The sequence below is a fragment of the Proluteimonas luteida genome (genome assembly GCF_021191695.1).
GTDB classification, from domain to species: Bacteria; Pseudomonadota; Gammaproteobacteria; order Xanthomonadales; family Xanthomonadaceae; genus Luteimonas; species Luteimonas luteida.
Genome location: NZ_JAIWPT010000001.1, coordinates 310,090 through 335,900 on the forward strand (window position 1 = coordinate 310,090; position 25,811 = coordinate 335,900).

The window sequence follows — 25,811 nt, forward strand, 5'->3', positions numbered from 1 at the left end:
ACCATTGCAGGCGCGTCAAGGTTGCGGCGCTGCGGCATACTTGCCGGCCCTGCAAGCCGTGACTGGAGTCGGCAATGACGCGTGCGTACAACTTCGCCCCGGGCCCGGCGGCCCTTCCCGAAAGCGTGTTGCGACAGGCCCAGGCCGACATGCTGGAATGGGGCGACGCGGGCGCGTCGATCGTCGAGATGAGCCATCGCGGGCCCGAGTTCATGCAGGTGGCGCACGCGGCCGAGGCCGACCTGCGCACGCTGCTGGCGATCCCGGACGACTACGCGGTGCTGTTCCTGCCCGGCGGCGCGACCACCCAGCAGGCGCTGATCGCGCTGAACTTCGCCTCCGCGGGGCAGACCGTCGACTACGTGATCACCGGGCACTGGGGCCGCACCGCGCTCCGGCAGCTCACGCCCGCGCTGGCGCTCAACATCGCCGCCGACAGCGGCGACGGCTACCGCACCATCCCCGCGCGCGAGACCTGGCGCCTGACGCCGGGCGCCGCCTACGTGCACATCACCGCCAACGAGACCATCCACGGCGTCGAGTTCCGCCCGGCCTGGGGCGAGACCGCGCCCGACACCGGCGACGTGCCGCTGTTCGCCGACTTCAGTTCCAGCATCGCCTCGGAACCGATCGACATCTCGCGCTACGGCGTGATCTATGCCGGCGCGCAGAAGAACCTCGGCCCGGTCGGCATCTCGGTGGTGATCGTGCGCCGCGACTTGCTGGAGCGTGCCGGCCAGCCGCGCGCCGACATGTTCACCTACGCCCTGCAGGCGGCGAACGAGTCGATGCTCAACACGCCGCCGACCTGGAACTGGTATCTCGCCGGGCTGGTGTTCCGCTGGATGCTCGACGAGGGCGGCACCGCCGAGTTCGACCGCCGCAGCGACGAGAAGTCCGCACTGCTGTACGGCGCGATCGACGCCTCGGGCGGGTTCTACCGCAACGATGTCGACGCCGCGGTGCGCTCGCGCATGAACGTGCCATTCTTCCTCGCCGACGAGGCGCAGAACGACGCGTTCCTGTCCGGCGCCCGCGAGGCCGGCCTGATCGGCCTCAAGGGCCACCGCGTGCTGGGCGGCATGCGCGCCTCGATCTACAACGCGATGCCGGTCGACGGCGTCCGCGCCCTGGTCGCCTACATGCAGGATTTCCAGCAGCGCCATGGGTGAGCGGCCACGCGTAGCCGATGCCTTCCGGCATCGGCAGTGGCCGCGAACGCCCGGCCATGGATGGCCGGGCCGGGGCCTGGACATGCGTCGTTGCTGCGCCATGGACGGCATCGGTTCCCCGCAAGCAGGCCGTACGTCCGTATCCACGAACAGATCCGAGAGTGATGTCGATGGCTGACAAGCCGAAGAAGAGCGCCGCAGAGAAGCCGGCCACGGCAAAGGCCGCCACGGCAAAGGCCGCCACGGTAAAGGCCGCCACGACAAAGGCCGCGGCCCCCGCCGGTGCCCGCAAACCCGACCTCGACGCCGTCCGCGCGCAGATCGACGGCATCGACCGCGAGATCCAGTCGCTGATCGCCGAGCGCGCGCTGTTCGCGCGCCAGGTCGGCAAGGCCAAGGGCAAGCTGGCCGCCGCGGTCGACTACTACCGCCCAGAGCGCGAGGCGCAGGTGCTGCGCCGGGTCGTCGACCGCAATGCCGGGCCATTGTCGGACGAGGTGCTGGTGCGGCTGTTCCGCGAGATCATGTCCGCGTGCCTGGCCCAGCAGGAACCGCTGAAGATCGGCTACCTCGGCCCCGAGGGCACCTTCTCGCAGCAGGCCGTGCACAAGCATTTCGGCCACTCGGCCAAGGGCCTGCCGCTGGTCAGCATCGAGGAGGTGTTCGACGAGGTCGCCGCCGGCAACGCCGATTTCGGCGTGGTGCCGGTCGAGAACTCGGGGCAGGGCACGATCCAGTCGACGCTGGACATGTTCCTGACTTCGCCGCTGAAGATCTGCGGCGAGGTCGAACTGCGCGTGCACCAGTACCTGCTGTCGCGCACCGGCCACATCGAGGACATCGAACGCGTGTACTCGCACGGCCTGTCGCTGGCGCAGTGCAAGGGCTGGCTGCGCGAGAACCTGCCGGGCGTGGAGAAACTGGCGGTGGTCAGCAACGCCGAGGCCGTGCGCCGGGCCAAGAAGTCCGACGATGCCGCGGCGATCGCCGGCGAGACCGCCGCGCACGTCTACGGCATGCAGGTCATCGCCGGGCCGATCGAGGATCGCAGCGACAACACCACGCGCTTCCTGGTCATCGGCCGCGCGTCATTCCCGCCTTCGGGCAACGACCGCACCTCGCTGATGGTGTTCATCCGCGACCAGCCCGGCGCGCTGTACCGCATCCTCGAGCCGCTGGCGCGGCGCGACATCAGCATGAACCGCATCGAGTCGCGGCCGGCGCACGGTGCGTTGTGGCAGTACGCGTTCTTCATCGAGGTCAACGGCCATGTCGACGAATCGCCGTTGAAGGATGCGCTCGGCGAGATCGACGCGTTCGCCGGCGAAGTGCGCGTGCTCGGGTCCTACCCGGTCGCGGTGCCATGAGTACGCGCGACTGGATCGCCGCGCGCGGCCGGCCGCTGCGCGGCGAGGTGCTGGTGCCCGGCGACAAGTCGGTCTCGCACCGCGCGATCATGCTGGCCTCGCTGGCCGACGGCGTCTCGCGCATCGACGGTTTCCTCGAAGGCGAGGACGCCCGCGCCACCGAGGCGATCTTCCGCACGCTGGGCGTGCGCATCGACGCGCCCGGGCCGGGCGTGCGCATCGTCCACGGCGCCGGCATCGACGGCCTGCGCGCGCCGGCCGGCGCGCTGGACTGCGGCAACGCCGGCACCGGCATGCGCCTGCTGGCCGGATTGCTGGCCGGCCAGGGCTTCGACAGCACGCTGGTCGGCGACGCGTCGCTGTCGAAGCGGCCGATGCGGCGCGTGACCGGGCCGCTGGCGCGCATGGGCGCGCGCATCGATACCGGCGAAGGCGGGGTGCCGCCGCTGCGGATCCATGGCGGAACCGTGCTGTCGGGCCTCGATTTCGACAACGTGCTGGCCAGCGCGCAGGTCAAGTCCGCGCTGCTGCTGGCCGGGCTGTATGCGCAGGGCGAGACCATCGTGCGCGAGCCCAGGCCCACGCGCGACTACACCGAGCGCATGCTGGCCGCGTTCGGATGGCCCATCGAATTTTCGCCCGGCATCGCCCGGCTCAGCGGCGGCCATCGCCTGCGCGCGACCGACGTGCGGGTGCCGGCGGACTTCTCGTCGGCGGCGTTCTTCCTCGTCGCCGCGACGCTGGTGCCGGGCTCCGACCTGCTGTTGAAGCAGGTCGGCATGAATCCGCGCCGCACCGGGCTGCTGCACGTGCTGCGGCTGATGGGCGCGGACATCGTCGAATCGAACCCGGGCGAGCAGGGCGGCGAGCCCGTGGCGGACCTGCGCGTGCGGCATGCGCCGCTGCGCGGCATCCAGGTGCCGGAGGCGCACGTACCGGACATGATCGACGAGTTCCCGGTGCTGTTCGTGGCCGCGGCCTGCGCCGAAGGCGAGACCCGCGTGACCGGCGCCGAGGAACTGCGGGTCAAGGAATCGGACCGCATCGCGACGATGGCCGCGGGCCTGCGCGCGCTCGGCGTCACCATCGACGAGGCGCCCGACGGCGCCACGATCGCCGGCGGCAGCGGCTTCGGCCCGGGCACGGTCGACAGCCATGGCGACCACCGCATCGCGATGGCGTTCGCGGTGGCCGCGCAACGGGCCGACGGCGAGGTGCGGATCCGCGACACCGCCAATGTCGCGACCTCGTTCCCGGATTTCGAGCGCCTGGCCGACACAGCCGGCCTTGCGCTGCGGATCGACGCCGGGGCCTGATCGGAGCCGGGTCCCGACCCGTCGCGTGCCGGAACCGGCGGGCCGGAGCCTGCCCTGTATGCGACCGGCCCCGCGTTCGTTTACCCGGGCTGCGCGCCGGTTACGGGTCGAGTTTGAAATCCACCGGTACCCGCACCGCCGAGGCGACCGGCTTGCCGCCCTCGATTGCCGGCTGGAACGTCCACTTGCGCACCGCATCGACTGCCGCACGGTCGAGGTCGCGCGAACCGCTGCGGGTTTCGATGGTGACGTCGGTGGCACTGCCGTCGGCGTCGACCTGCACCAGCAGGATCACCGTGCCCTGTTCCCGGCTGCGCGCTGCGGCCGGCGGATAGGTCGGCTCGGGTGAGTCGACCGGGCTGGCCTCGCGGTCGGCGGGCACCGCAGGGCGCGTCGCAGGCGCCGGCGTGGACGGCCGGGTCGCGGTACCGGGCTCGGGTTCGGGGGGCGGCGCCTGACCGTCACCGATCACCGGGACATCCGGGAGCGGGGCCTGGGTGGTGGTCGCCTCGCGCTGGCTCAGGAAGTACCAGCCCAGGGCCACCAGCACGATCAGCAGCAGGATCCACAGCAGCGGGTTGACGCCCTTGCGTGGCGGCTCGTCGTGCGGTGGCACGTCGTGTGGCGGCGGTGGATCGACGGGACGCTGGATCGGATCGTTCATGACCGCACCCTCCAAGCTGAACGGGAGCGTCGAGCCTTCCACATGCTGCGTGGAGGACGCGTTACGGCCGGTCCGGGTGCTGCGCTCAGCGCGGCGGAGTGAATTCGAACGGCACCAGCACCTCGCCGGCGACTGCCTGGCCGCCACGGATCGCGGGCTCGAAGCGCCAGCGCTGTACCGCCGCGGTCGCGGCGCGGTCCAGGCGCGCCGACTGGCTGCTGCGGACCACGTCGACGGCCGTCGTGCGGCCATTGGCACCGACATGCACGCGCAGCAGCACCTCGCCGGCTTCGCCGCGACGCATCGCCGCACGCGGATAGGACGGGGGCGGTGACGAGATCGGCCGCGGGTCGCGGTCGCCGGTGGCCGGGGTGTCGACGCCGGGCGCGGGCGTGGGCGCCGATGTATCGGCCGACGCCAATGGCGGTGCCTGCGCAGGCGCGGCAGGCGCGACATGCGCGTCGATGCGCACCGGTGTCCCCGGCGGCGGGGCGGTGTCGACCTCGTCGATACCTTCGAGCGCGGCCGGCAGCGGCGCGGGCAGCGGTGCCAGCGCGCGGCCCGGCGGGCCTTCGGACGCGACGTCTGCGTCGGCGTCGACCGCGTCGCCGCGCTTGCCCAGCCACAACAACGCGAACAGCAGCACGCCGGCCGCGCAGGCGACCGCGATCGACAGCCACGCGCGCCGCGTCGGCAGGAACGGGGCGAGGGTCTTGCGCCAAGGCGACGCCGCTGACGAATCGGGCATGGTGGCTTCCGGCAGGCGAGGCGGCATTCTGGCACAGGCATCGCGCGGCGCCGGCGCGGGGCGGCGTGCCCGGTCATGTACGAGTCGGGCGATAATGCCGGCTCGTCCCGCTTCGATGTCCAATCCCATGCTCGACCCGAACCTGCTGCGCCACCACCTCGCCGACACCGCCGCGCAGTTGCGTGCCAGCCGCGGATTCGACCTGCCGGTCGCGCGTATCGAGTCGCTGGAGGCCGAGCGCAAGCAGATCCAGGTGCGGACCCAGGAACTGCAGAACCTGCGCAACACCCGCAGCAAGGCGATTGGCCAGGCCAAGGCCCGGGGCGAGGACGTTGCGCCGCTGCTGGCCGAGGTCGCCGGTTTCGGCGACGAACTCAAGGCCAGCGAGGCACGGCTGGAGGAGATCAAGGCCGACATCGAGGGCATCGTGTCCGGCGTGCCGAACCTGCCCGATCCCGGCGTGCCCGTCGGCAAGGACGAGAACGACAACGTCGAACAGTCGCGCTGGGGTACCCCGCGCACGTTCGATTTCGAAGTCCGCGACCACGTCGAACTGGGCGCGCGGCACGGCTGGCTCGACGCCGAGACCGCTGCCAGGCTCAGCGGCGCGCGCTTCACCGTGCTGCGCGGACAGCTGGCGCGGCTGCACCGTGCGCTCGCGCAGTTCATGCTGGACCTGCACACCGGCGAGCACGGCTACGAGGAGACCAGCGTGCCGCTGATCGTCAACGCCGACAGCCTGTACGGCACCGGCCAGTTGCCGAAATTCGCCGACGACCTGTTCGCCACCCCGTTCGGCGAGGAGACCCGCTATCTCATCCCCACCGCCGAAGTGCCGCTGACCAATACCGTGCGCGACAGCATCGTCGAGGCCGAACGCCTGCCGCTGCGGATGAGCGCGCACTCGCTGTGCTTCCGTTCCGAGGCCGGCAGCCACGGCCGCGATACCCGCGGCATGATCCGCCAGCACCAGTTCGAGAAGGTCGAACTGGTGTCGGTGACGCGCCCGGGCGACAGCGACACCGAACACGAGCGCATGACCCGGTGCGCGGAGACGGTGCTGGAGAAGCTCGGCCTGCCGTACCGCAGGGTGCTGCTGTGCAGCGGCGACATGGGCTTTTCCGCGCGCCGCACCTACGACCTCGAAGTCTGGCTGCCGTCGCAGCAGACCTGGCGCGAGATCTCGTCGTGCTCGAACTGCGGCGATTTCCAGGCCCGCCGCATGCAGGCACGCTGGCGCAATCCCGAGACCGGCAAGCCGGAACTGGCGCATACGCTCAACGGTTCCGGCGTCGCCGTGGGTCGCGCGTTGATCGCGGTGATGGAGAACTACCAGCAGGCCGACGGCAGCATCGCCGTGCCCGAGGCGCTGCGCCCGTACATGGGCGGCGCGGACCGCATCGTCTGACGGCGCGCCCGCGCTGGCCCAGGTGGAGCGCGTTGCGTTTGTAGGATGAAAATGGTGAAATCAACGCTATTGTTCTGATGGCGACACCGACATGCAGGATCTCAACGATCTCTACTACTTCGCCATGGTGGTCGAACATGGCGGATTCGCCGCGGCCGAGCGTGCGCTCGGCATCCCGAAGTCGCGCCTGAGCCGGCGCATCAGCCAGCTGGAAACCGAACTCGGCGTGCGCCTGCTGCAGCGCTCCACGCGCCGCTTCGCCGTCACCGACGTCGGCCAGAGCGTGTTCCGGCATGCGCAGTCGATGCTGGCCGAGGCCACCGCCGCGCGCGAGGTCGTCGACCGGCTCAGCGCCGAACCGCGCGGCATGGTCCGCGTCAGCGTGCCGGTCAGCATCGCCCAGCAGTCGGTGCCGCAACTGCTGCCCGAATTCCTCGCGCGCTATCCGCTGGTGCGCATCCAGCTGCACGTCAGCAACCGCCGCGTCGACGTCATCAACGAAGGCTTCGACGTCGCGATCCGCGTGCGCTCCAAGCTCGACGACGACGGCAGCCTGGTGATGCGCAGCTTCGGCCAGATCCAGGAACTGCTGGTGGCCAGTCCCGGCTATCTCGACCGCATGGGCCGGCCGACCGATCCCGACGACCTCGAACACCACACCACGATGAGCATGGGCGAGGACGAGGTGAAGCAGCGCTGGGACCTGCAGGGCGCCGACGGCACGGTGCGCCGCGTCGAGCTGAAGCCGCGCGTGGCCGGCTTCGATTTCCCGATGCTGATGGCGCTCGCCAAGCAGGGCCTCGGCGTGACGATGCTGCCCGAGACCCTGTGCGCGGAAGCCGTGCGCAATGGCGAGCTCGAAGTCGTGTTGCCCGACTGGCACCTGCCGCAGGGCATCGCGCACGCGGTCTTCGCCTCGCGCCGCGGCCTGCTGCCAGCGGTGCGGGTGTTCATCGACTTCCTGGCCGAGAAGCTGCCGCCGCTGATCGAGGCATCCAGCCTCGACTGCCGCAACTGCGAGAAGCAGGTGCCTGGCGGCGGCACGGCGCGCGCACCCATCGAACGCCTGCCGCAGGCGCGTGCCCGCGCCTAGGACGAGTGGCTGGACATCATCTTCTTCGCCGATTCCCGGTAGGTCGGGGCAACGCCCCCGACGCCAGTGACTGGGCGAACCGATCGGAGGTCGCACGTGGCCTTCTCTTGTTGGACAATAGCGGCCGTTTCGCCGGCAGCAGTGCCGCCGGTGAAGCAGTTGTCGAAGAGTTGGCCGAGTGGTTCAAGGCAGCGGTCTTGATCCGGAGGCCGCAGGCCGGAGGAAACATCGACCGCAGGTCGATGGTCAAACCGCCGGCGTCGCGCGCAGCGCGGCGTGGTTGGAAGATGCAGCGATATCGGAGAGGTGGCCGAATGGTTCAAGGCAGCGGTCTTGATCCGGAGGCCGCAGGCCGGAGGAAACATCGACCGCAGGTCGATGGTCAAACCGCCGGCGTCGCGCGCAGCGCGGCGTGGTTGAAAGATGCAGTGACATCGGAGAGGTGGCCGAGTGGTTCAAGGCAGCGGTCTTGATCCGGAGGCCCCAGGCCGGAGGAAACATCGACCGCAGGTCGATGGTCAAACCGCCGACGTCGCGCGCAGCGCGACGTGGTTGGAAGATGCAGTGACATCGGAGAGGTGGCCGAGTGGTTTAAGGCAGCGGTCTTGAAAACCGCCGAAGGGTCAAACCTTCCGTGGGTTCGAATCCCACCCTCTCCGCCAGATTCCCCCGATCGTCCGCTTGCGGACAGGCGTGGGACGGGTCAGGCAACAGCGGACGAAGCAAAGGGCGAACGACCCATGCAGAAGACCGGCGCCACCGCGCATCCAGGACCGTTTCCGGTCGCACGACGCCGGGACACGCGGAAGGGGCGCGCCGTTCTTTCCGTCTCCGCTCTCGTGCTGGCGTTCGTCGCCTTCGTCCCGTGGCCTTCGACGAGCCTGGCGCAGTCGGGTCCGGATGCCGTTCCCGACGTGGCGATGGCCCGCACGCAGGCCGTCGTGGACGCCGCGACGGCGTTTCTCGAAACCCTCGACGACGCGCAGCGCACCGCCGTGCTGTTCCCGTTCGACCCCACCGCCAAGCCGGTCGCGGCGCGATTCGCCCGGCAGGGCGGACCCGGCGGACGGAATGCGGACGACGGACGAGCGCCCGGCGGAGCGCCGCCGGCGGGCGCGCAGGACAAGCCGGCGAACGGCGGACCGCCGGCCGGTGGGGCGATGCCGGGCTTCGTGGGCGAGCAGTACGGCGCCGCCGTCTGGTCCAACTATCCGGCCAGCGATGTGCCGCGTCCGGGTCTCGCTCTCGGCGAGATGACCGCGGCGCAGCGCGCGGCGGCGCTGCATCTGCTGGAAACGGTGCTCAGCCCGGCGGGGTACCGGAAGGTGCTCGACATCATGGGGTCCGATCAGGCCCTGCACGAGACGGGGACGAACTACGCCTCGGGCACCGACCACTACACGCTCGGCCTGTTCGGTGCCCCTAGTGTGGCTGCACCGTGGATGTTGCAGTTCGGTGCGCATCATCTCGGGCTGAACGTGGTCATCAAGGGCGCGCAGGGCGTGGCGACGCCCACGCTGACCGGCGCGCAACCTGCCGTCTACACGGACCAGGCCGGTGAAACCGTGCGGGTGCTGGCGGGCGAGAACGACCGGGCGTTCGCATTGCTCGATGCGCTCGACGGAACGCAGCATGGCAAGGCGGTCCTCGACTACGCCGTCCGCGACCTGGTCTTCGGCCCCGGCCACGACGGCGGGATTCCCGTCCCCGAGGGACTGCAGGCCGTGGAGATGACGGCGGAGCAGCGCGCGATGCTGCTCGATCTGATCCGCGAATGGGCGGGGATCGTCGACGACGCGTATGCCGCGCCGCGCATGGCCGAGATCGAGGCCGGGCTGGACCGGACATGGTTCGCATGGAGCGGTCCGGTCACGCATGCGCCGGGGCACAACGGGTCGTCCTACTACCGCATCCAGGGGCCGCGGTTGCTCATCGAATTCTCGCCGCAGGGCGTGGGCGGTGATCCGACCCTGCATGTCCACACCGTCTACCGCGACCCGACGAACGATTACGGGCAGCGGTTCACGGCGCCGTGACCGCGCCGAAGGCATTGCTTGCGGCGTTCGTGTTCGCGCTGGCCCTGGCGGCGCAGGCGCATCGGCTGGACGAATACCTGCAGGCCGCGACCGTCGCCGTGGCGTCGGACCGCGTGGCTTTGCACCTGCGCCTGACGCCCGGCGTCGAGGTGGCGGATGCCGTCATTGCCGGGATCGACCGCGACGGGAACGGCGTGCTGTCGCAGGCGGAATGGGCCGATTACGCGGCCGGCGTGCAGGCGGACCTGCATCTGGAGGCCGATGGCGCGCCATTGCCTTTGCGGCTGACCGGCGCCCGCTTCGCCGACGCCACCCGGATGAGGCAGGGGGAAGCCACGATCTTGCTGGATTTCGAGGCGGATCTGCCTCGCGCCGATGGCCCCCGCAGCCTGGTCTTCGAGAACCGGCACCGGCGCGACATCGCGGTCCATCTCGTCAACGCGCTCGCGCCGCGCGACCCGGCCGTTCGCATCCTGGGCCAGCGCCGCAGCCCGGACCAGTCGTCGTGGCGTCTGGACTTCGTGCTGGAGAGCCCGGGCATCTGAGCGCGATGGGATCTTTCCGACGCCATTGCGTTTCGCCGCGGCGGCGTCGGGCCCGGGTCGCCGACGTGTCGTGCTTCGCGGCCGCACGCGCCGGCCGGACTGTCGACGCGTCGCGCGCGGTCGGTATGCTGTCGCGATGTCCGCCCCCGCCGATTCCCTGTTGACGCGACTGGTCGCGCGGGCCAGACGCATCCGCCGCGGCCATGTCCTGGCGGGACTGGTGCTTGTCGGCTCCCTGTTGCTGGTCGTGCTGTACGCCCAGGGCGCCAGCGAGCGCGAACGGCGCCTGGCCGAGGCCAGTTTCGTTGCCGATGCCGAGCAACTGGCCGAGTTCGTGCGCCAGCGCCTGCTGCAGTACGAATTGAGCCTGCGCGGCGGCGTCGCCCTGCACGGGGCAGCGGTCGAATCCCAGGTCGCGCGGCAGTGGCGCGGCTATGTCGAAGGCCTCGACGTCGAGCGACGGTTGCCGGGGTTGATGGGCCTGGGCTTCGTTGCCTACCTGGACCCGCCGGCGCTGCGGGCCCTGCAGCTGCGCCTGCGCGAGGAGAGCGGGACGCTGTTCACCGTCACCCCGCGGGGCGTGCGCGACCACTACGGCGTGGTCGTCTACTTCGAACCGGAGATACCGGACAGCCACGGGATCATCGGCTTCGACAGTTACAGCGATCCGCTGCGGCGGGCGGCGATGGACGCGGCGCGGGACAGCGGCGAGGTGCGGCTCAGCGCGCCGGTGCGGCTGTACGCGCCGGGCACGACCGGCAGTCCCGGTGTGCTGATGTACGCGCCGGTCTATCGCGGCGGTCCGCAGCCGCAGTCGATGGCAGCCAGGCACGCGGCGATCTCGGGCTGGGTCTATGCGCCGTTCCGCAGCGACGGGTTCCTCGACCGCTCGACGATCCCCATGCGTCCGGACGTTGCGTTCCGGATCGTCGATGTCGCCGCCGATGGCAGCGAGCAGCCGGTACTCGCGTCCAGCGGCTATCTGGATGCGGCCGCCCATGCCGACGACGTCCGCGCCAGGGTGGTCCACAGCATCGACCAGACGGTGTACGGCCGCAGCTGGCGCTACGATTTCCAGCGGCTGGCGCCGGTGTCGAGCAGCGGCATGCGCGACCTGCAGGCCACGCTGCTGGCCGGGGTGCTGGCATCGGTGCTGCTGTTCGCGGTGGTGCTGTCCCTGGCGCACACGCAATCTCGCGCCGAAACCCTGGCGCACCGGCTCAGCGCGTCCTACCGGCGCAGCGAGCAGCGGTTCCGCAATGCGATGCAGTATTCGGCGATCGGCATGGTGCTGCTGGACCGCAACGGCGCGATCGCCGAAACCAATCCGGCCATGGCGGAGATCGCCGGGGTGAGCCAGGCGGTGCTGACCGGGACATGGTTTCACCGCTATTTCGTGGACGGCAACGACGAGCCGGGCCGCACACGCGAGCAGCAGGCGCTGCGCGAAGGCGTGTATCGCACCACGCGCCGCCTGCGCCGGCGCGACGGCGACATCCGCGAAGTGCACCTGGCCTCGACCCTGCTGCCCGGCGAGCACGGCAGCGATGTCGTGCGTCTGGTGCAGGTCGAGGACGTGACCGAGCGCGTGCGTGCCGAGGCGCAGGTGCATGCGCTCAACCGCACCCTGGAGTCGCGCGTCGAGCAGCGCACCCGCGAGCTGACCCAGGCCAACCACGAGCTCGAATCGTTCGCCTACATCGTCTCGCACGACCTGCGCGCGCCGCTGCGCAGCATCGAGGGATTCGGTCGGCTGCTGTCCGAGCGCTACCACGACGCCATCGACGCGCAGGGCCGCGATTACCTGTCGCGCGTGCGCAACGCCGCCAATCGCATGGACGCGCTGATCGACGCGCTGCTGGCGATGTCGCGGATCACCCGCGGCGGGTTCACCCGCGCCCGGCTCGACATCAGCGCCCTGGCGGAGGAAGTGGTGGGCGAACTGCGCCAGGATGCGCCCGGGCGCGAGGTCGAGGTGGTGATCGCGCCGGGACTGACGGCCGACGGCGATGCCGCGCTGGTCCGCAACCTGCTGCAGAACCTGATCGGCAACGCCTGGAAGTTCACGTCCGGGACCGCGGATGCGCGCATCGAGCTTGGCTGCGAGGCCGGGGCCGATGGCGCGCCTGTGTTCTTCGTCCGCGACAACGGCGCCGGCTTCAACGCCGATTACGCCGGCAAGCTGTTCCGGCCGTTCCAGCGCCTGCACCGCGAGGACGAATACAAGGGCCACGGGGTGGGTCTTGCCTCGGTGAAGCGGATCGTCGAGCGCCACGGCGGCAGGATCTGGGCCGACGGCCGTCCGGGCGAGGGCGCGGTGTTCCGCTTCACGCTGGGCGGCGAGGCCGCGCCGGGCGGCTGAGGCGGGTCCGCCGCAGTCTGGCCGCCGTCACGCGTCCTTGTTGTGGCGCCGCATGACCCGCTGTTTGTCGCGGGCCCAATCCCGGTCCCGTTCCGCATCGCGCTTGTCGTGCTTCTGCTTGCCCTTGGCCAGCGCGATCTCCGCCTTGATCTTGTTGCCCTTCCAGTACAGCGCGGTCGGCACGACGGTGTAGCCGTCGCGCTGCACGCGGCCGACCAGGGTGTCGATCTCGCGCCGGTGCAGCAGCAGCTTGCGCGTGCGGTGGGCGTCGGCGACGACGTGCGTCGAGGCCTGGATCAGCGGGGTGATCTGCGCGCCGAACAGGAACAGTTCGCCATTGCGGATGATCGCGTAGCTCTCGCCGATGTTGGCGCGGCCCGCGCGGATCGCCTTCAGTTCCCAGCCCTGCAGCGCCAGGCCGGCCTCGTAGCGGTCCTCCAGATGGTATTCGTGGCGCGCGCGCTTGTTCAGCGCGATGGTGCCGGTGCTGTTTCCTTTATCCTTGGCGCTCTTCTTGCTCATCCCGCCATTGTCCCCGAAGCAGGTCTGCCAAGCGAGCCATGCCCAGAATCGAACGTAGCGCCCTGGTCGGGCAATCCCCGGAGCGCATGTTCGCACTGGTCAACGACGTCGCCGCCTATCCGGCGCGGTTCGGCTGGTGCGAGGCGGCCGAGGTGCTGGAAAGCAGCGATTCGCGCGTGGTCGCGCGTCTGGACCTGGGGCTGGGCGCGCTGCGTACCTGGTTCACCACCGAGAACACCCTGGATCCGCCGCACGCGATCGACATGCAGCTGCGCGATGGGCCGTTCCGCGCGCTGAGTGGCCGCTGGACCTTCGATCCGCTGGGCGGGGACGGCTGCAAGGTCACCCTGGTGCTGGAGTTCGAACCGAAGAGCCGGCTGCTGCGGCCGGCGCTGACCCTGGGCTTCCAGGGCCTGGCCGACCGCATGGTCGACGATTTCGTGCGCGTGGCCGAGCGCGCATCGGCCTGAGCCCCGCTCCGGATACGGCGATGCATATCCATATCGAGGTGATCCTCGCCTGGCCCGACCGCTACCGGTGCGAACGGTTCGAGTTGCCGGCGGGGGCGACGGTGGCCGATGCGCTGGCCGCCTGGCGCGCACGCACCGGCGCGCCGGACGACGCGCTGATCGCCGGCCATGCGGTGTACGGCGTGCGCGCCACGGCCGCGACGGTGCTGCGCGACGGCGACCGGCTGGAACTGCTGCGGGCACTGCAGGCCGATCCCAAGGACGCCCGCCGGCGCCGGGCCCTGAAACGCGAAACGCCCTGACGGACAGGGCGTTTTCCGGTTCATGCCAGGGGCGGGGCGGGGCGCCCGGCCGCTCAGCGGCGGCCGCGTTCCTTGGGCAGGTTGCCGAACTTGCGCATCTGCGCCGCCAGTTCCTCGTCGCGCTTGGGAAAGTATTCGCCTTCCCAGCGGGTCACGGCGTCGTTCTCGAAGAACACGGTGAACGTCTTGATCTCGGTCCGGCCGCGACGGTCGACGCGCTCGCTGCTGGTGTAGTCCCAGCGCTGGTGGTGGAACGGGTCGGCGATCGACGGGGTGCCCAGCAGCGCCTCGACCTGCGCCTTGCCCATGCCGGCCTGCAGCTGCTCGACCGCCGACTGGTCGATCAGGTTGCCCTGATAGATCGGCTGCTTGTAGACGATGCCGCAGCCGCTGGTGACGAGGGCGAGGGCGGCGACGAGAATGAGCTTCTGCATGACGGGAATGCGGGACCGGGAATGCGAGGATCGGGCGATGATACACTCTGCGCCACGCCGCAACCGCGAGACTGGCAGCTGGCGCTAAACCATGTGTGAACAGCCAGTGTGGCGAATGGAGACGTGATGGAATCGCTCGATCTGCGCAAGGCCGGACTCAAGGTCACCCACCCGCGGATGCGGATCCTGCAACTGCTCGAGCAGCGCACGCCGCGGCAGCACATGACGGCCGAGGACATCTACCGCCAGCTGCTGGAACAGGGCGACGAGATCGGCCTGGCGACGGTCTACCGCGTGCTGACCCAGTTCGAGGCCGCCGGCCTCGTGCTCAAGCACAATTTCGAAGGCGGCCACGCCGTCTATGAACTCGACCGCGGCGGCCACCACGACCACATGGTCGACGTGGACACCGGCAAGATCATCGAGTTCGAAAGCGCCGAGATCGAGGAACTGCAGCGGCAGATCGCCGAGGCGCACGGCTACATCCTCGAAGAACACTCGCTGGTGCTCTACGTCCGCAAGAAGCGCTGATCGGGTTGCAGTCGCGGGCCCGGCCCCGCGGGCGTGGTTTACCACGCGTGAGACGGTGACCCGCGCGCAATCGAAGATCGCCTGCAGGCCGTAGGTCGGGGCCACGCCCCCGACGCCGCATGCCCTGGGTGCCGTGCGCGTCGGCCGCGTGGGGCCGACCTACGGGTTCAGGGCCACATGCCCGGACCTGGGCGAAGCATCATCGCGAATCCAGGCTCTCCAGCAGCTTGCGCGCCGCCGCGCGCGCTTCCTTGCTGACGTCCACGCCACCGAGCATCCGCGCCAGTTCCTCCGTGCGTTCACCGGAGGCCAGGCGCGTGACCAGGCTTTCGGTGGTGCCGTCCCGGGTGGTCTTGTGCACGCGGTAATGCGCATGGCCCTTGGCGGCGACCTGCGGCAGGTGGGTGACGCACAGGACCTGGCGGCTGTCGCCGAGCGCGCGCAGCTTGCGGCCGACGATGTCGGCGACCGCACCGCCGATGCCGGAGTCGACCTCGTCGAAGACCATCGTCGGCACCGCGTCGTGGCCGAGCGCGGCGACCTCGATCGCCAGCGAGATGCGCGACAGCTCGCCGCCGGAGGCGACCTTGCGCAATGGCCGCGGCGGCTGCCCTGCGTTGGCCGAGACCAGGAACTCGACGCGTTCGGCGCCCTGCGGGTCGGGGCGGTCGCCGTCGACCGGCTCCAGCGCGACCTCGAACGTGCCGCCGCCCATGCCCAGTTCGTGGATCAGCGCGGTGGTGGCCTTCGACAGTGCCCTGGCGGCCTTCGCGCGCGCCTTGCCCAGCGCGTCCGCGGCGCGGCGCCAGTCCGCGGCGGCGGCGGCGATGTCGCCGTCGAGCCGGCGCAGGCGCTCGTCCATGCCGTCGAGCTGTTCGAGTTCGCCGGCCAGCCGCGCCTGCACTTCGCCCAGTTCCTCCGGCGTGACCCGGTGCTTGCGCGCGAGTTCGTGCAGCCGGCTGAGCCGGCGTTCCAGTTCGTCGAGCTGGCCGGGGTCGATGTCGAGGTCGTCGCGCACCTGGCCGAGCAGCCGGGTGGCCTCGTCGAGCTGGATCGCGGCGGCGTCGAGCATCGCGTCGACCTCGCCGAGCCGCGGCTCGTGCGTGCGCATCCGGTTCAGGTCGTTGCGCAGCCCCTGCAGTGCCTGCGGCAGGCCGACCGCGTCGTCGCCGCCCATCCGCAGCAGCGCGGCATCGCACGTCTCGATCAGGCCGGCGGCGTTGGCCTGGCGGCGGTGCGCGGCATGCAGCTCGGCGATCGCCCCGGCCTCCAGCGACTCGCCGTCCAGTTCGTCGAGCTGGTGACGCAGCCAGTCGCGCCGCTCGCCGACGTCGCCGATCCGCGACAGCGTCTCGCGTTCGTCGTGCAGCGCGCGCCAGCGAGCGGCCGCCGCGCGCACCGGCGCGAGCAGGGGGGCGTTCCCGGCCTGGGCGTCGAGCAGCGCCAGCTGGCTGGATTTCGCCAGCAGCGCCTGATGTTCGTGCTGGCCATGGATCTCGACCAGGTGGCCGGCCAGTTCCGCCAGCTGGCCGATCGTCGCCGGCCGGCCGTTGATCCACGCGCGAGAGCCGCCGTCGGCGCGCAGGGTGCGGCGCAGCTGGCAGGACATGTCGTTGTCGGGCGTGCCGTCGTCGAATTCGTTGTCGCGCAGCCATTGCAGCGCGGGCGCGGCGTCGTCGAGGGCGAACTCGGCGTGCAGTTCCGCGCGCTCGGCGCCGTGGCGGACGATGCCGCTGTCGGCGCGCTGCCCGGACAGGAAGCCGAGCGCGTCGACCAGCAGCGACTTGCCGGCGCCGGTCTCGCCGGAGATGACGGTCAGGCCGGGGCCGAACTCCAGGTCGGAGCGGGTGGCGACGGCGAAATTTCGGATGGCGAGGTGGGTGAGCATCGGCTGCGGATTGTGCCTCGGCGGACCGGCGACGGATAGCCGGACGCGGGTGTCGCCGGATTGAACGGTGAGCGGTGCGGGACGGCGCGGCGCTGGATAACCCACCGGCGTCGCAGCGGCCGAGACCGCACCGGGCGCGGGGCGACGCCGCAACTCCCTTGCATCGCGGTCGGCGCGCCCGTATACCGCATCCATGCCCAACGATCCCGCCCATCCGCTCGACCCCCGCGCGCGCCAGCTGCTGCGCACGCTGATCGCCCGGCATATCGACGACGGCGGCCCGGTCGGCTCGCAGACGCTGGCCCGCCACGCCGGTCTCGACGTCAGCGCGGCGACGATCCGCAACATCCTGTCCGATCTCGAGGAGGCCGGCCTGCTGTCGTCGCCGCATACTTCGGCCGGGCGCGTGCCCACCGCGCAGGGCTACCGGGTGTTCGTCGATTCGCTGCTGCAGGTCCGGCCGCTGCCCGAGCAGGAGCTGTCGCGGCTGCGCGGGGAACTGGCCGGCGGCGGCCAGCAGTCGCTGCTGGGCAGCGCGTCGGAGCTGGTCTCGGCGATGACCCGCTTCGTCGGCGTGGTGTCGGTGCCGCGGCGCGGACAGGTGGCGTTCCGGCACATCGACTTCGTGCCGCTCGATGGCCAGCGGGTCATGGCGATCCTGGTGTTCGCCGACCACGACGTGCAGAACCGCATCTTCCAGACCCGCTGCGCGCTGGACGCCGGCGAGCTGGAGCGGGTGGCCAACTACCTCAACCAGAACTTCGCCGGCCGGCCGCTGGACGAGATCCGCACCGCCCTGCTGCAGGACCTGCGCAACGCCCGCGACGAGATGGAGGCGCTGCTGTCGCAGACCGTGGAGCTGGCCGAGCAGGCGCTGGCGCCCGGCGACGACGACATGCTGCTGGCCGGCCAGAACCGGCTGATCGGCGTGCAGGACCTGTCGGACCTGGACCGGCTGCGCGAGCTGTTCGAGGCCTTCGCCCGCAAGCGCGAGATCCTGCAGCTGCTCGAGCGCACGATCCACGCGCCGGGCGTGCGCATCTTCATCGGCGAGGAAACCGGGCTGGCGCCGCTGGAGGGCATGTCGCTGGTGACCGCCCCGTATTCGGCCGGGGGCCAGGTGCTCGGCGTGCTCGGGGTCATCGGTCCGACCCGGATGGCCTACGAGCGGGTGATCCCGGTGGTGCAGGCCGCCGCCAGCGTGCTCGGCGCCGCCTTGAATCCCGAGCGGCCAACCCCATAGCAGCCGGGTCGGCGGCGCGAAGACCGCCAGGGAACCCGTCATGACGCAGTACAACACCGATCCGAACCAGACCGATCCGGCGGCCGGCGACAACGCCGCGGGGACGGAGGAAGCCAGGCTGGCCGAGCAGGTCGAGCAGCTGTCGGCCGAGCTCGAACAGCTCAAGGCCCAGACCCTGCTCGAACGCGCCGACCTGGAAAACCAGCGCAAGCGCCTGGGCCGCGAGGTCGAGACCGCCCGCCGTTTCGCCAACGAACGTCTGCTCTCGGGTCTGGTCCCGGTGTTCGATGCGCTCGAGGCCGGCCTGGCCAGCGCGCCGGAGAACGACCCGCTGCGCGCCGGCGTCGAGCTGACCCTGCGCGAACTGGTCAAGGCCACCGAGGCGCACGGCCTGACCACGGTCGCGCCGGCCGCCGGCGAGCCCTTCAACCCGGAGCACCACCAGGCGATGAGCATCGTCGACGTGCCGGGCGTGGCCCCGGGCGCGGTGGCCCAGGTATTCCAGAAGGGCTACCTGCTCAACGACCGCCTGCTGCGTCCGGCGATGGTCGTCGTGGCCAAGGCCGACTGAGGCCGCGCCGGCCTGCGCGCGGCGGGCAGGCCGATGCGCAACAGCGCTTGAACGCGACCGCGCCCATCCCCAGATCACGGACAGCGACGGCACGGCCGTCACCCGAATTCAACACAACCAGACCACTTTCACAGGAACCACTGCAATGGCAAAGATCATCGGCATCGACCTCGGCACGACCAATTCGTGCGTGGCGATCATGGACGGCGGCAAGGCCAAGGTCATCGAGAACAGCGAGGGCGACCGCACCACGCCGTCGATCGTCGCCTACACCAAGGACGGCGAAGTGCTGGTCGGCGCGAGCGCCAAGCGCCAGGCCGTCACCAACCCCAACAACACCTTCTTCGCGGTCAAGCGCCTGATCGGCCGCAAGTTCAAGGACGCCGAAGTCCAGAAGGACATCGGTCTGGTCCCCTACAAGATCCTCGAGCACGACAACGGCGATGCCTGGGTCGCGACCAGCGACGGCAAGAAGCTGTCGCCGCAGGAAGTGTCCGCGCGCATCCTCGAGAAGATGAAGAAGACCGCCGAGGACTACCTGGGCGAGAAGGTCACCGAGGCCGTGATCACGGTGCCGGCCTACTTCAACGACTCCCAGCGCCAGGCGACCAAGGACGCCGGCAAGATCGCCGGCCTCGACGTCAAGCGCATCATCAACGAGCCGACCGCGGCTGCGCTGGCCTATGGCCTCGACAAGTCCGGCGGCGACCGCAAGATCGCGGTCTACGACCTCGGCGGCGGCACCTTCGACGTGTCGATCATCGAGATCGCGGAAGTCGACGGCGAGAAGCAGTTCGAGGTGCTGGCCACCAACGGCGACACCTTCCTCGGCGGCGAGGACTTCGACAGCCGCGTCATCGACTACCTGGTCGACGAGTTCAACAAGGACCAAGGCATCGACCTGCGCAAGGACCCGCTGGCGCTGCAGCGTCTGAAGGACGCCGCCGAGCGCGCCAAGATCGAGCTCTCCAGCTCGCAGCAGACCGAGGTCAACCTGCCGTACGTCACCGCCGACGCGTCGGGCCCCAAGCACCTGAACATCAAGCTGACCCGCGCCAAGCTCGAAGCCCTGGTCGAGGACCTGATCAAGAAGTCGATCGAGCCCTGCCGCGTCGCGCTCAACGACGCCGGCCTGCGCGCGTCCGACATCAACGAGGTGATCCTCGTCGGCGGCCAGACCCGCATGCCCAAGGTGCAGCAGGCCGTGGCCGAGTTCTTCGGCAAGGAACCGCGCAAGGACGTCAACCCCGACGAGGCCGTGGCGATCGGCGCGGCGGTGCAGGGCGGCGTGCTGGCCGGTGACGTCAAGGACGTGCTGCTGCTCGACGTGACCCCGCTGAGCCTCGGCATCGAGACCCTGGGCGGCGTGTTCACCAAGATCATCGAAAAGAACACCACGATCCCGACCAAGGCCTCGCAGACCTTCTCCACCGCCGACGACAACCAGTCGGCCGTGACCGTGCACGTGCTGCAGGGCGAGCGCGAGCAGGCCCGCTTCAACAAGTCGCTGGCGCGCTTCGACCTGACCGGCATCGAGCCGGCGCCGCGCGGCATGCCGCAGGTCGAGGTGTCGTTCGACATCGACGCCAACGGCATCCTGCACGTGTCGGCCAAGGACAAGAAGACCGGCAAGGAGCAGAACGTCGAGATCAAGGCCGGTTCCGGCCTGTCGGAAGACGAGATCCAGCGGATGGTGGCCGACGCCGAGGCGCACCGCGAGGACGACAAGAAGTTCCATGAGCTCGTCGCCGCGCGCAACCAGGCCGATGCGCTGGTCCACACGACCCGCACCGCGATCAAGGACAACGGCGACAAGCTGCCGGGCGACCTCATCGGCCGCGCCGAAGCCGCGCTGGCCGATGTCGAGACCGCGATGAAGGGCGACGACAAGGGCCAGATCGAGGCCAAATCGAAGGCGCTGGAGGAAGTCGCCCAGCAGCTGTTCGCGGCTGCGGGCGCGGCGGGCCAGGCCGAGGCCGGCCAGGCCGGCAGCGAGGCGCCGAAGTCCGACGACGTGGTGGACGCCGAGTTCACCGAGGTCAAGGACGACGAGAAGAAGTAGGGCCGGGATTCGGGCCCGAACTCGGGACTCGGCGGCAAGGTCCGCCGGGTCCCGTTGTTTCTGGGCCCTTCGATTTCCCGTCCACCTGGAGAATAGCGTCGTGTACCAGAAGCCGTTGATTGTTCCCAGTCCCGAGTCCCGAATCCCGAGTCCCGCAGCATGAGCAAACGCGATTACTACGAAGTCCTCGGAGTTGCCCGCAACGCGAGCGAGGACGAGCTGAAGAAGGCCTATCGCCGCTGCGCGATGAAGCACCATCCCGACCGCAACCCCGGCGACCATGCCGCCGAGGTGGCGTTCAAGGAGTGCAAGGAGGCCTACGAGGTGCTGTCGGACGGCGGCAAGCGCCGCATGTACGACCAGCATGGCCACGCCGCGTTCGAGCACGGCATGGGCGGCGGCAACGCCGGGCCCGGTTTCGGCGGCGCCGACATGGGCGACATCTTCGGCGACATCTTCGGCAACATCTTCGGTGCCGGCGGTGGGCGCGGTGGCCCGCGTCGCGGCGCCGACGTCGGCTACGTCATGGAACTGGACCTCGAGGAGGCCGTTGCCGGCGTCGAGAAGCGCATCGAGCTGCCGACCCTGGTCGGCTGCGGCGAATGCGACGGCACCGGTTCCGAGGATGGTCGCCGCGAGACCTGTTCGACCTGCGCCGGCCGCGGCCAGGTGCGCATGCAGCGCGGCATCTTCACCATGCAGCAGACCTGCCCGCATTGCGGCGGACAGGGCCAGATCATCGCCAACCCCTGCCGCAGCTGCCACGGCGCGGGGCGGGTGGAAGAGGAGAAGGTGCTGTCGGTGAAGATTCCGGCCGGCGTCGATTCCGGCGACCGCATCCGCCTGTCGGGCGAAGGCGAGGCGGGTCCGGCGGGTTCGCCCCCTGGCGACCTGTATGTCGAGGTGCGGGTGCGCGAGCATGCGATCTTCCAGCGCGACGGCGACGACCTGCACTGCGAGGTGCCGATCCGGATCTCGCAGGCTGCGCTGGGCGATACCGTGCGGGTGCCCACGCTCGGCGGCGAGGCGGAGATCCGCGTGCCGGCCGAAACCCAGACGGGCAAGGTGTTCCGCCTGCGCGACAAGGGCGTCAGGTCGGTGCGCAGCCGCTCGACCGGCGACCTGTACTGCAAGGTCGTCGTCGAGACGCCGGTCAACCTGACCGCCCAGCAGCGCGACCTGCTCGACCAGTTCGAGGCGACCTTCACCGGCGACAACGCCCGCCGGCATTCGCCGCGATCGAGCACCTTCGTCGACGGGGTCAAGAGCTTCTGGGAACGCATGACGTCCTGATCGTCGTCGGCCTGTATTCGTCCTGCGCAACGCCCGGCCAATGCCGGGCGTTGTCGTATGGCGTGCACCACAGGCATCCGTCGCATGCGATCACACGCGCCGATACGGAGGCAGGGCGGGTTTCGGGCCGCCACGCCGGTCCATGCGGCTGAGGGTGCTTCCGGCGAGGCGACGGGCGCCCAGGGCGCTGGTGGCCGCAGGCCGTTGTCTCGGTTGAGGGAAGACCCCGTTTCCAGTCCTGTGCGCAGTCGCGAAAATCGGCCGTTACCCACCGTTGACGACGCGCCGCGGATCGCCTAGCCGGCGGGTTCTCCACAGCCGGTGTGGATCATCGGATGACAAAACTGTGGATAAGCGTCGCCAGGCCGCATCACTGCCGGCGTCGTCCGGGCTGGCGATATTTTGTCCACTTCGCGCCTGCCACGCATTCGCGCCTGTTGACCTGCGCACACGGTTGCGCATCGCGGGTCGGTGCCGGTCGCCTCGACGCATTCGGGGGTGAAGGCGGCGCTTGACCGTCCCCCGGGTTCCTGTCAGCCGGTGCGTCATCCACAGCCGGTGTGGATGATCCGATGACAAAGATGTGGATAAGCGCCTCGGGGCCGCGCCAGCAGTGGCGTGCCAATTGCTGGCGAAAAAACCGCCAGTCGCGCGATATGCGGCCGACGGCGTGCTTGACTTGCGCAAGTCGCCGGTCGCGGCTCCCGTCGGTGGTTGCGCCGGCATCGGCCGACGCACGCCGATGGAACACTCAGTCGCGGACGAGGCCGCCATCGACGACCAGGTTCTGGCCGGTGACCGCGCGCGACCATGGCGAAGCGAAGAACAGCACCGCATCGGCGAACTCGGCCGGCGTGGTCACGCTGCGCAGCGGCGTGTTCGCGGCGATGTAGTCGAACACCGCCTGGGGTGTGGCCGCGCTGGCGTCGGTGGTGCGCAGCAGGCCGCCCGACAGCATGTTGACGGTGATGCCGTCCGGGCCGAGGTCGCCCGCCAGCGTGCGGGTCAGCGACAGCAGCGCGGCCTTGGCGGCGGTGTAGTCGTGATACGGCACCACCGGGTTCTGGAACAGGTTGGTGCCGATGTTGATGATCCGGCCGAAGCCGGCCGTGCGCATGCCGGGCAGGGCCGCCTGCGTGGTGTTCAGGGCGGCGCGCACGCTGCCCTGGAACTGCGTAGCGAAATCCTCCCAGCCGATCGCGTCCGCCTTCGCGCGCGCATCGCCATTGAACGAGAAATCGGCCAGTGCGTTGTTGACGACGGTGGTGACGTCGCCATCGAAATGCGCCGATGCCTGCGAGAACAGCGCGCCGACCTGGGCCGGGTCGGTGACGTCGGCCGGCAGGGCGATGGCGCGCGGGCCGATCTGCGCGGCCAGCGCTTCGGCGGCGTCGCGACTGCGGCGATAGTTGACGACGACGCGGGCGCCTTCGCGGGCGAAGGCGGATGCGATCTCGTGGCCCAGGCCGCGGCCGGCGCCGGTGACGAGGACGATCTGGTCGGACAGCTGCATGTGGCGGGCTCGCGGCAAGGAAGGGAAGGGCCAAGCGTAAACCGCCACGTGCGGCCGGAAGCCGATACCGAGCGGCAACGCGGCGACGGGCCATGTCCAGGCGCGCCGTTGCCGGATCCGGGTTCCCCGGCCCGGCTGCAGACATCGCGGATGGGCATGCGGCCGCCGGCGCGGCGATAGAATGCGGGCATGACCACGCCACGACCTTCGCAGACTCCCCCCGCCGGCATTAGGTGCCGCGTCCGCCTTTGCACCGACCAAGGCGTGTCCGCATGAGCGCGCCGTTGCGGATACTGGTGCACGGCGCATCCGGGCGCATGGGGCAGGCGTTGCTGCGTCTGGCCTCGGCCCGTGACGACCTGGACGTGGTCGCCGCGGTCTCGGGTCGCACGCCGAAGCAAAGGGTCATCGACGGCGTGCCGTACTTCGGTGCGTCGGAACTCGGCGGCGCGCCGGCGTTCGATGTCGCCATCGATTTCAGCCTGCCGCGCGGCTTCGACGCGCTGCTCGCGCTGTGCCTCAAGCGCGGTGCGGCGCTGGTGTCCGGCACCACCGGGCTGGACGACGCCCAGCGCGAGGCGCTGCAGGCGGCCGCCGCGCGGATCCCGGTGCTGTGGGCGTCCAATTTCAGCCTCGGCGTCGCCGTGCTGCAGGACCTGGTCGCCCGCGCGGCGGCCGCGCTGCCCGACTGGGATTGCGACATCGTCGAGGCGCACCACACCCGCAAGCTCGATGCGCCGTCGGGCACCGCGCTGACGCTGGGCGCGGCGGCCGCCGGGCAGGGCGCCACGCCGCGCTATGCGTCGATCCGCGCCGGCGACATCGTCGGCGAGCATCTGGTCCAGTTCACCGGCCCCGGCGAGCGCATCGAACTGGTCCACCGGGCCAGCAACCGCGACATCTTCGCCAGCGGCGCGCTGCACGTCGCGACCCGGCTGGCGGGACGTGAACCGCGTCATTACGCGGTCGCCGAACTGCTCGGCCTGGGCGACGCCTGAACGCATCGTCCGGTCGGCCACAGGCGCCGGATCGCTGGCGTCGGATGGCCCGCATCGGTACAATTCCCGCTCGCCTGAACCCCCAACCTCCGGACCGGTCGCCACCGCTCCGGCGGTTTCCTGCAACCTGACGTAGGCGAAGACCTCGTGACAGATTCCGCAATCCTCGTCCTTGAAGACGGCACCGTGTTCGAGGGCGTTTCCGTGGGCGCCCCCGGCCTGTCGGTCGGCGAAGTGGTGTTCAACACCGCGATGACCGGCTACCAGGAAGTGCTGAGCGATCCCTCGTATGCGCGCCAGCTGGTGACGCTGACCTATCCCCACATCGGCAACACCGGCTGCACCGACCAGGACGATGAAGCCGCCAGGGTCTGGGCCTCGGGCCTGATCGTGCGCGACGTGCCGCGCCGCCCCAGCAGCTGGCGCAGCCAGGTCGCGCTGCCCGAGTGGCTGCGCGCGCGCGGCATCGTCGCGATCTCCGCGATCGACACCCGCAAGCTGACGCGCCTGCTGCGCGATCGCGGGTCGCAGAACGGCGCGCTGATGGCGGGCGACGACATCGACGTCGACCGCGCGGTCGAGGCCGCACGCAAGTTCCCCGGCCTCAAGGGCATGGACCTGGCGAAGGAAGTCACGACCGCCGAGCGTTACGCGTGGAGCGAAGGCCAGCTCGACCTCGACAGCGGCGTCTGGGCGAATGCCGCGCCGAAGTTCAAGGTCGTCGCCTACGACTACGGGGTCAAGCGCAACATTCTGCGCATGCTGGCCGAGCGCGGCTGCGAACTGACCGTCGTGCCGGCGCGCACGCCGGTCGACGAGGTGCTGGCGCTGCGGCCCGACGGCGTGTTCCTGTCCAACGGCCCAGGCGATCCGGAGCCCTGCGACTACGCGATCGATGCGATCCGTACGCTGATCGCGCGCAAGCTTCCGACCTTCGGCATCTGCCTCGGCCATCAGCTGCTGGCGCTGGCCGCCGGCGCGCAGACGATGAAGATGCCGCACGGCCACCACGGCGCCAACCATCCGGTGCAGGACCTCGACAGCGGCAAGGTGCTGATCACCTCGCAGAACCACGGCTTCGCGGTCGACGAGTCCACGCTGCCGGCCAATGTCCGTGTGACCCACCGCTCGCTGTTCGACGGCACCAACCAGGGCATCGAACTGACCGATGCGCCGGCGTTCTCGTTCCAGGGCCACCCCGAGGCGAGTCCCGGCCCGCATGATGTCGCCCCTCTGTTCGACAGGTTCGTTGCGCTGATGGAGGCGCGTTGAC

General features: G+C 70.3%; 24 protein-coding genes and 1 tRNA gene. 18 read left to right on the forward strand and 7 right to left on the reverse strand.

What is annotated here, in order from left to right; genetic code table 11:
• The first annotated feature begins 74 nt into the window (after positions 1-74).
• The 3 genes from serC to aroA all read left to right on the forward strand — a co-directional run bounded on the left by serC (position 75) and on the right by aroA (position 3,855).
• Positions 75-1,172: a 3-phosphoserine/phosphohydroxythreonine transaminase gene (gene serC, locus LDO26_RS01330; protein WP_232129267.1), complete on the forward strand. Its 1,098-nt coding sequence runs from the start codon at positions 75-77 to the stop codon at positions 1,170-1,172.
• Between the two features lie 170 nt (positions 1,173-1,342).
• On the forward strand, positions 1,343-2,539 hold the full coding sequence (gene pheA / locus LDO26_RS01335; protein ID WP_232129268.1) for a prephenate dehydratase: 1,197 nt from the start codon (positions 1,343-1,345) through the stop codon (positions 2,537-2,539).
• Positions 2,536-3,855, forward strand: coding sequence for a 3-phosphoshikimate 1-carboxyvinyltransferase (aroA, locus tag LDO26_RS01340; protein ID WP_232129269.1), 1,320 nt, complete (start codon positions 2,536-2,538; stop codon positions 3,853-3,855). The genes pheA and aroA overlap by 4 nt, the downstream gene beginning before the upstream one ends.
• A gap of 100 nt (positions 3,856-3,955) precedes the next feature.
• Here the strand turns inward: aroA and LDO26_RS01345 are convergent, their stop codons facing one another.
• Both LDO26_RS01345 and LDO26_RS01350 read right to left on the reverse strand, forming a co-directional pair.
• A complete protein-coding gene (locus LDO26_RS01345) occupies positions 3,956-4,519 on the reverse strand; it encodes an energy transducer TonB (protein ID WP_232129270.1) in 564 nt (187 codons plus the stop codon).
• A gap of 85 nt (positions 4,520-4,604) precedes the next feature.
• Positions 4,605-5,267, reverse strand: coding sequence for an energy transducer TonB (locus LDO26_RS01350; RefSeq protein ID WP_232129271.1), 663 nt, complete (start codon positions 5,265-5,267; stop codon positions 4,605-4,607).
• 127 nt (positions 5,268-5,394) lie between these two features.
• On the opposite strand from LDO26_RS01350, the gene serS reads away from it, so the two are divergent.
• Positions 5,395-6,675 carry a serine--tRNA ligase gene (serS, locus tag LDO26_RS01355; RefSeq protein WP_232129396.1) on the forward strand — a complete coding sequence of 427 codons (1,281 nt, stop codon included), beginning with the start codon at positions 5,395-5,397 and terminating at the stop codon, positions 6,673-6,675.
• Between the two features lie 91 nt (positions 6,676-6,766).
• Complete coding sequence (locus LDO26_RS01360; RefSeq protein WP_232129272.1) at positions 6,767-7,768, forward strand: LysR family transcriptional regulator; 1,002 nt, start codon at positions 6,767-6,769, stop codon at positions 7,766-7,768.
• 246 nt (positions 7,769-8,014) lie between these two features.
• Here LDO26_RS01360 and LDO26_RS01365 read toward each other — a convergent pair whose 3' ends face one another.
• On the reverse strand, positions 8,015-8,290 hold the full coding sequence (locus LDO26_RS01365) for a hypothetical protein (protein ID WP_232129273.1): 276 nt from the start codon (positions 8,288-8,290) through the stop codon (positions 8,015-8,017).
• A gap of 50 nt (positions 8,291-8,340) precedes the next feature.
• Between LDO26_RS01365 and LDO26_RS01370 the strand changes: the two genes are divergently transcribed.
• From LDO26_RS01370 to LDO26_RS01385, 4 genes are all read left to right on the forward strand, one after another.
• Positions 8,341-8,430, forward strand: a tRNA-Ser gene (locus LDO26_RS01370).
• Between the two features lie 78 nt (positions 8,431-8,508).
• Positions 8,509-9,804: a DUF3500 domain-containing protein gene (locus LDO26_RS01375; RefSeq protein WP_232129274.1), complete on the forward strand. Its 1,296-nt coding sequence runs from the start codon at positions 8,509-8,511 to the stop codon at positions 9,802-9,804.
• Positions 9,801-10,349 carry a hypothetical protein gene (locus LDO26_RS01380; RefSeq protein WP_232129275.1) on the forward strand — a complete coding sequence of 183 codons (549 nt, stop codon included), beginning with the start codon at positions 9,801-9,803 and terminating at the stop codon, positions 10,347-10,349. Before LDO26_RS01375 ends, LDO26_RS01380 begins: the two co-directional genes overlap by 4 nt.
• A 136-nt stretch (positions 10,350-10,485) precedes the next feature.
• Positions 10,486-12,711 carry a CHASE domain-containing protein gene (locus LDO26_RS01385; protein ID WP_232129276.1) on the forward strand — a complete coding sequence of 742 codons (2,226 nt, stop codon included), beginning with the start codon at positions 10,486-10,488 and terminating at the stop codon, positions 12,709-12,711.
• 27 nt (positions 12,712-12,738) lie between these two features.
• Here the strand turns inward: LDO26_RS01385 and smpB are convergent, their stop codons facing one another.
• A complete protein-coding gene (gene smpB, locus LDO26_RS01390) occupies positions 12,739-13,233 on the reverse strand; it encodes an SsrA-binding protein SmpB (protein ID WP_232129277.1) in 495 nt (164 codons plus the stop codon).
• A gap of 38 nt (positions 13,234-13,271) precedes the next feature.
• On the opposite strand from smpB, the gene LDO26_RS01395 reads away from it, so the two are divergent.
• Both LDO26_RS01395 and LDO26_RS01400 read left to right on the forward strand, forming a co-directional pair.
• Positions 13,272-13,703: a type II toxin-antitoxin system RatA family toxin gene (locus LDO26_RS01395; RefSeq protein ID WP_232129278.1), complete on the forward strand. Its 432-nt coding sequence runs from the start codon at positions 13,272-13,274 to the stop codon at positions 13,701-13,703.
• Positions 13,704-13,723: 20 nt separating this feature from the next.
• Positions 13,724-14,005 carry an RnfH family protein gene (locus tag LDO26_RS01400; RefSeq protein ID WP_232129279.1) on the forward strand — a complete coding sequence of 94 codons (282 nt, stop codon included), beginning with the start codon at positions 13,724-13,726 and terminating at the stop codon, positions 14,003-14,005.
• Between the two features lie 53 nt (positions 14,006-14,058).
• Here the strand turns inward: LDO26_RS01400 and LDO26_RS01405 are convergent, their stop codons facing one another.
• Entirely contained in the window at positions 14,059-14,439 is a 381-nt protein-coding gene (locus LDO26_RS01405; RefSeq protein WP_232129280.1) for an outer membrane protein assembly factor BamE, read from the reverse strand.
• A gap of 126 nt (positions 14,440-14,565) precedes the next feature.
• On the opposite strand from LDO26_RS01405, the gene fur reads away from it, so the two are divergent.
• Positions 14,566-14,970 (forward strand): ferric iron uptake transcriptional regulator, encoded by a 405-nt coding sequence (gene fur / locus LDO26_RS01410; protein WP_232129281.1) that lies wholly within the window; start codon positions 14,566-14,568, stop codon positions 14,968-14,970.
• A gap of 199 nt (positions 14,971-15,169) precedes the next feature.
• On the opposite strand, the gene recN is transcribed toward fur, so the two are convergent.
• Complete coding sequence (recN, locus tag LDO26_RS01415) at positions 15,170-16,858, reverse strand: DNA repair protein RecN (protein ID WP_232129282.1); 1,689 nt, start codon at positions 16,856-16,858, stop codon at positions 15,170-15,172.
• Positions 16,859-17,051: 193 nt separating this feature from the next.
• Between recN and hrcA the strand changes: the two genes are divergently transcribed.
• The 4 genes from hrcA (at position 17,052) to dnaJ (ending at position 22,027) form a co-directional block, all read left to right on the forward strand.
• Positions 17,052-18,101, forward strand: a complete 1,050-nt coding sequence (gene hrcA, locus LDO26_RS01420; protein WP_232129283.1) for a heat-inducible transcriptional repressor HrcA — start codon at positions 17,052-17,054, stop codon at positions 18,099-18,101.
• 40 nt (positions 18,102-18,141) lie between these two features.
• A complete protein-coding gene (gene grpE / locus LDO26_RS01425; RefSeq protein WP_232129284.1) occupies positions 18,142-18,672 on the forward strand; it encodes a nucleotide exchange factor GrpE in 531 nt (176 codons plus the stop codon).
• 145 nt (positions 18,673-18,817) lie between these two features.
• On the forward strand, positions 18,818-20,734 hold the full coding sequence (gene dnaK, locus LDO26_RS01430; protein ID WP_232129285.1) for a molecular chaperone DnaK: 1,917 nt from the start codon (positions 18,818-18,820) through the stop codon (positions 20,732-20,734).
• Positions 20,735-20,893: 159 nt separating this feature from the next.
• Positions 20,894-22,027: a molecular chaperone DnaJ gene (dnaJ, locus tag LDO26_RS01435; protein WP_232129286.1), complete on the forward strand. Its 1,134-nt coding sequence runs from the start codon at positions 20,894-20,896 to the stop codon at positions 22,025-22,027.
• Between the two features lie 751 nt (positions 22,028-22,778).
• Here dnaJ and LDO26_RS01440 read toward each other — a convergent pair.
• A complete protein-coding gene (locus LDO26_RS01440) occupies positions 22,779-23,540 on the reverse strand; it encodes a 3-oxoacyl-ACP reductase (RefSeq protein WP_232129287.1) in 762 nt (253 codons plus the stop codon).
• Between the two features lie 272 nt (positions 23,541-23,812).
• On the opposite strand from LDO26_RS01440, the gene dapB reads away from it, so the two are divergent.
• Entirely contained in the window at positions 23,813-24,538 is a 726-nt protein-coding gene (dapB, locus tag LDO26_RS01445) for a 4-hydroxy-tetrahydrodipicolinate reductase (protein ID WP_232129288.1), read from the forward strand.
• A 147-nt stretch (positions 24,539-24,685) separates the two neighbouring features.
• Positions 24,686-25,810: a glutamine-hydrolyzing carbamoyl-phosphate synthase small subunit gene (carA, locus tag LDO26_RS01450; protein WP_232129289.1), complete on the forward strand. Its 1,125-nt coding sequence runs from the start codon at positions 24,686-24,688 to the stop codon at positions 25,808-25,810.
• Position 25,811 lies beyond the last annotated feature (1 nt).

Excerpts from the sequence above, each read along its gene's own strand:
- serS (WP_232129396.1), top strand. The coding sequence starts at position 5,395 with ATGCTCGACCCGAACCTGCTGCGCCACCACCTCGCCGACACCGCCGCG.
- LDO26_RS01345 (WP_232129270.1), bottom strand. The coding sequence starts at position 4,519 with ATGAACGATCCGATCCAGCGTCCCGTCGATCCACCGCCGCCACACGAC.
- LDO26_RS01405 (WP_232129280.1), bottom strand. The coding sequence starts at position 14,439 with ATGCAGAAGCTCATTCTCGTCGCCGCCCTCGCCCTCGTCACCAGCGGC.
- smpB (WP_232129277.1), bottom strand. The coding sequence starts at position 13,233 with ATGAGCAAGAAGAGCGCCAAGGATAAAGGAAACAGCACCGGCACCATC.
- LDO26_RS01395 (WP_232129278.1), top strand. The coding sequence starts at position 13,272 with ATGCCCAGAATCGAACGTAGCGCCCTGGTCGGGCAATCCCCGGAGCGC.
- recN (WP_232129282.1), bottom strand. The coding sequence starts at position 16,858 with ATGCTCACCCACCTCGCCATCCGAAATTTCGCCGTCGCCACCCGCTCC.
- dapB (WP_232129288.1), top strand. The coding sequence starts at position 23,813 with ATGAGCGCGCCGTTGCGGATACTGGTGCACGGCGCATCCGGGCGCATG.
- grpE (WP_232129284.1), top strand. The coding sequence starts at position 18,142 with ATGACGCAGTACAACACCGATCCGAACCAGACCGATCCGGCGGCCGGC.
- pheA (WP_232129268.1), top strand. The coding sequence starts at position 1,343 with ATGGCTGACAAGCCGAAGAAGAGCGCCGCAGAGAAGCCGGCCACGGCA.
- aroA (WP_232129269.1), top strand. The coding sequence starts at position 2,536 with ATGAGTACGCGCGACTGGATCGCCGCGCGCGGCCGGCCGCTGCGCGGC.
- LDO26_RS01400 (WP_232129279.1), top strand. The coding sequence starts at position 13,724 with ATGCATATCCATATCGAGGTGATCCTCGCCTGGCCCGACCGCTACCGG.
- LDO26_RS01385 (WP_232129276.1), top strand. The coding sequence starts at position 10,486 with ATGTCCGCCCCCGCCGATTCCCTGTTGACGCGACTGGTCGCGCGGGCC.
- LDO26_RS01350 (WP_232129271.1), bottom strand. The coding sequence starts at position 5,267 with ATGCCCGATTCGTCAGCGGCGTCGCCTTGGCGCAAGACCCTCGCCCCG.
- dnaK (WP_232129285.1), top strand. The coding sequence starts at position 18,818 with ATGGCAAAGATCATCGGCATCGACCTCGGCACGACCAATTCGTGCGTG.
- fur (WP_232129281.1), top strand. The coding sequence starts at position 14,566 with ATGGAATCGCTCGATCTGCGCAAGGCCGGACTCAAGGTCACCCACCCG.
- LDO26_RS01360 (WP_232129272.1), top strand. The coding sequence starts at position 6,767 with ATGCAGGATCTCAACGATCTCTACTACTTCGCCATGGTGGTCGAACAT.
- LDO26_RS01440 (WP_232129287.1), bottom strand. The coding sequence starts at position 23,540 with ATGCAGCTGTCCGACCAGATCGTCCTCGTCACCGGCGCCGGCCGCGGC.
- hrcA (WP_232129283.1), top strand. The coding sequence starts at position 17,052 with ATGCCCAACGATCCCGCCCATCCGCTCGACCCCCGCGCGCGCCAGCTG.
- serC (WP_232129267.1), top strand. The coding sequence starts at position 75 with ATGACGCGTGCGTACAACTTCGCCCCGGGCCCGGCGGCCCTTCCCGAA.
- dnaJ (WP_232129286.1), top strand. The coding sequence starts at position 20,894 with ATGAGCAAACGCGATTACTACGAAGTCCTCGGAGTTGCCCGCAACGCG.
- LDO26_RS01375 (WP_232129274.1), top strand. The coding sequence starts at position 8,509 with ATGCAGAAGACCGGCGCCACCGCGCATCCAGGACCGTTTCCGGTCGCA.